Origin of the sequence: Paracoccus limosus (assembly GCF_009711185.1) — a bacterium.
In the GTDB taxonomy this organism is placed as follows: domain Bacteria; phylum Pseudomonadota; class Alphaproteobacteria; order Rhodobacterales; family Rhodobacteraceae; genus Paracoccus; species Paracoccus limosus.
In genome coordinates, this window is record NZ_WMIF01000063.1 from 1 (window position 1) to 2,783 (window position 2,783).

A 2,783-nucleotide genomic window follows, 5' to 3' on the forward strand; every position below is an offset into this window, starting at 1 on the left:
GCATCCCGTGCTCGGCCTCCGATAATCATCGAAGGCACAATGGACCCAACCCCCGGTCGGTGGGGTCCCTTTTGGACGCCGATCACCCCAGAAGCGGGGTCCTTATTGCAAGCCGTTCAACACCTTGAAACGCGTCGAGGCGATCGTGCAGGGCGATCCGCGCGATTTCTCGACCATGATCGGCGCGCAGGCCTCGAACGAGCAATTCGAAAAGATCCTGCGCTATTTCGACATCGGTCGCAGCGAGGGCGCGCGGATCCTGACCGGCGGCACGGCCAATGTCCTGCCGGGCGAATTGTCGGGCGGCTATTACATCAAGCCCACCGTGTTCGAGGGGCACAACAAGATGCGGGTGTTCCAGGAGGAAATCTTTGGCCCCGTGACCTCGGTGACGACCTTCAAGACCGATGACGAGGCGCTGGAGCTGGCCAATGACTCGATCTACGGGCTGGCGGCGGGGGTGTGGAGCCGCGACGGCAATCGCGCCTATCGCTTCAGCCGGGGCATTCAGGCGGGTCGGGTCTGGGTCAACAATTACCACGCCTATCCGGCCCATGCCGCCTTTGGCGGCTACAAGCAATCAGGCATCGGCCGCGAGACGCACAAGATGATGCTGGACCATTATCAGCAGACCAAGAACACGCTGGTCAGCTACAATCCCAACAAGCTGGGCTTCTTCTAAAGCGACCATCCCGCGCATCGGCTTCTTGCGATGCGCGGGATCATGACAACGCCGGCGGCCATGGGTTTGGCCGCCGGCGGTTTTCTGCGGGAACGGGGCCGGGAGGTCATTCCCCGGCCCGGCGACACCCCTACTTGTTATGCTTTGTTGCCAGCCATGGGAGCATGGCCGAGAAATCGCGGCCCCGGCCGCCCTCGGCCTCGACGAAGCGGGCGTAGAGGGTTTCGGCCAGCGCCCCCATGGGCGTGGCCGCATCGGCCGCCGCGGCCGCCTGCTGGCTCAGCCGCAGGTCCTTCAGCATCAGCTCGGCCGCGAAGCCCGGCTTGTAATCATTGTCGGCCGGCGATGTCGGCCCGACACCGGGCGCCGGGCAATAGGCGTTCATCGACCAGCTGTAGCCCGACGAGGTCGAGACCACGTCAAACATCTTCTGCCGCTCCAGCCCCAGCTTGTCGGCCAGCGCAAAGGCCTCGCAGGTGGCGATCATCGTCGCGCCAAGGATCATGTTGTTGCAGATCTTGGCCGCCTGACCCGCACCCGAGGCGCCGCAATGCACCGTCTTCTGGCCCATGACCTCAAAGAGCGGCGCCACCACCGCAAAGGCCTCGGCCGCGCCGCCGACCATGAAGGTCAGCGTGCCCGCCGCCGCCCCGCCGATCCCGCCCGAGACCGGCGCGTCCAGCGCCCCAAGCCCCGCCGCCTGCGCCTGTCCGGCCACGGCGCGGGCGCTGTCGACATCCACGGTCGAGCAATCGCACAGCACCGCGCCCGCAGCCATCGCCGGGATCGCCTCGGCGGCGACGGCGCGCAGGATGGCGCCATTGGGCAGCATGGTGATCACCACCCGGGCCGCGCGGACCGCCTCGGCGGCGCTGGCGGCGGGGCGCACGCCCTCGGGCATCGGTGCGCTGGGGTCGTGGCCCATGACCTCATGCCCGGCGCGCGCCAGATTGGCGGCCATCGGCCCGCCCATATTGCCAAGCCCGATAAAGCCGATCTTCATTGCTGGTCCTTTCCCGTGAACATATCCCATGTCAGCTCATCCGCACCCAAGGGCGCCAGCATGGCGCGCACATGCGCCGGGCTGGCATCCGCCGACCAGCGCGGGCTGCGGTCCTTGTCGATCAGCTGCGCGCGCACGCCCTCCAGAAAATCGCTCTCGGCGGTGGCGCGGGCAGTAAAGCGGAACTCGCGCGCCAGGCTGTCGCGGACCGAGGCGTCATGGCGCGCCGCCCGCACCAGCGCCAGCGTCGCCGCCAGCGACAGGGGCGAGTTGCGCCGCAGGATCTGCAGCAGGTCATCGGCGCCCTGCGCCTCGAGCGCGGCGGTGATCTCGGCCATGTCGGCGCCGGCAAAGGCCGAAAGGTCGCGCGTGCCCAGCGGCGCCGGCGGTGCGGGATGGCGCGGGATCAGGCCCGGATCGCCGGTCCGGGCCAGCTGCTCCTTGAGCGCCGGCCAGTCGGCCTCGGGGACGAAGGCATCGGCAAAGCCCGCAAGGATCGCATCGCCCGGCCCCATGCGGGCGCCGGTCAGGCCCAGATATTCGCCGCATTGCCCCGGCGCGCGCGCCAGAAGCCGGCTGCCGCCGACATCGGGGACCATGCCGATGCCGCATTCGGGCATGGCGACCTGCGCCGTCTCGCCGAGAATGCGGTGGCTGGCATGGCCGCCAAGGCCGACGCCGCCGCCCATGACAAAGCCCTGCATCAAGGCCACCACCGGCTTGGGAAAGTCGGCGATGCGGGCATCCATGACATATTCGTCGCGAAAGAAGGCGCGCCCGGCGCGGTGATCGCCCGCCCGCCCGGCGCGATAGACGGCGGCGATGTCACCGCCGGCGCAAAAGGCGCGGCTGCCCTCGGCGTCGATGATGACCAGCGCCACCTCGGGATCGTCGCGCCAGGCGGCGAGGGCGGCGTCGATGCTCTGCGCCATTTCGTGGTCGAGCGCATTCAGCGCCTGCGGCCGGGTCAGGGTGATGCGCCCGGCACGGCGGTCGCGGCGGATCGAAACCCCGCTCATCCGAGGCGGCCAGACAAATTCAGCATAGCGGTCATTCTATCCTCTGAAGCAGAAAAAGCCGGGGGGGTAGGGCGCGAAT

General features: G+C 68.5%; 2 protein-coding genes and 1 pseudogene. 1 reads left to right on the forward strand and 2 read right to left on the reverse strand.

Features of this window, described 5'->3' with window-relative positions; genetic code table 11:
• Positions 1-124: 124 nt before the first annotated feature.
• Positions 125-682, forward strand: a pseudogene (adh, locus tag GL279_RS19000) (aldehyde dehydrogenase); the annotation flags it as partial.
• 130 nt (positions 683-812) lie between these two features.
• On the opposite strand, the gene mmsB reads toward adh, so the two are convergent.
• Together mmsB and GL279_RS19010 are read right to left on the reverse strand one after the other, a co-directional pair.
• Positions 813-1,685, reverse strand: a complete 873-nt coding sequence (gene mmsB / locus GL279_RS19005; RefSeq protein ID WP_155066162.1) for a 3-hydroxyisobutyrate dehydrogenase — start codon at positions 1,683-1,685, stop codon at positions 813-815.
• A complete protein-coding gene (locus tag GL279_RS19010; protein ID WP_155065902.1) occupies positions 1,682-2,704 on the reverse strand; it encodes an enoyl-CoA hydratase/isomerase family protein in 1,023 nt (340 codons plus the stop codon). Before GL279_RS19010 ends, mmsB begins: the two co-directional genes overlap by 4 nt.
• Positions 2,705-2,783 lie beyond the last annotated feature (79 nt).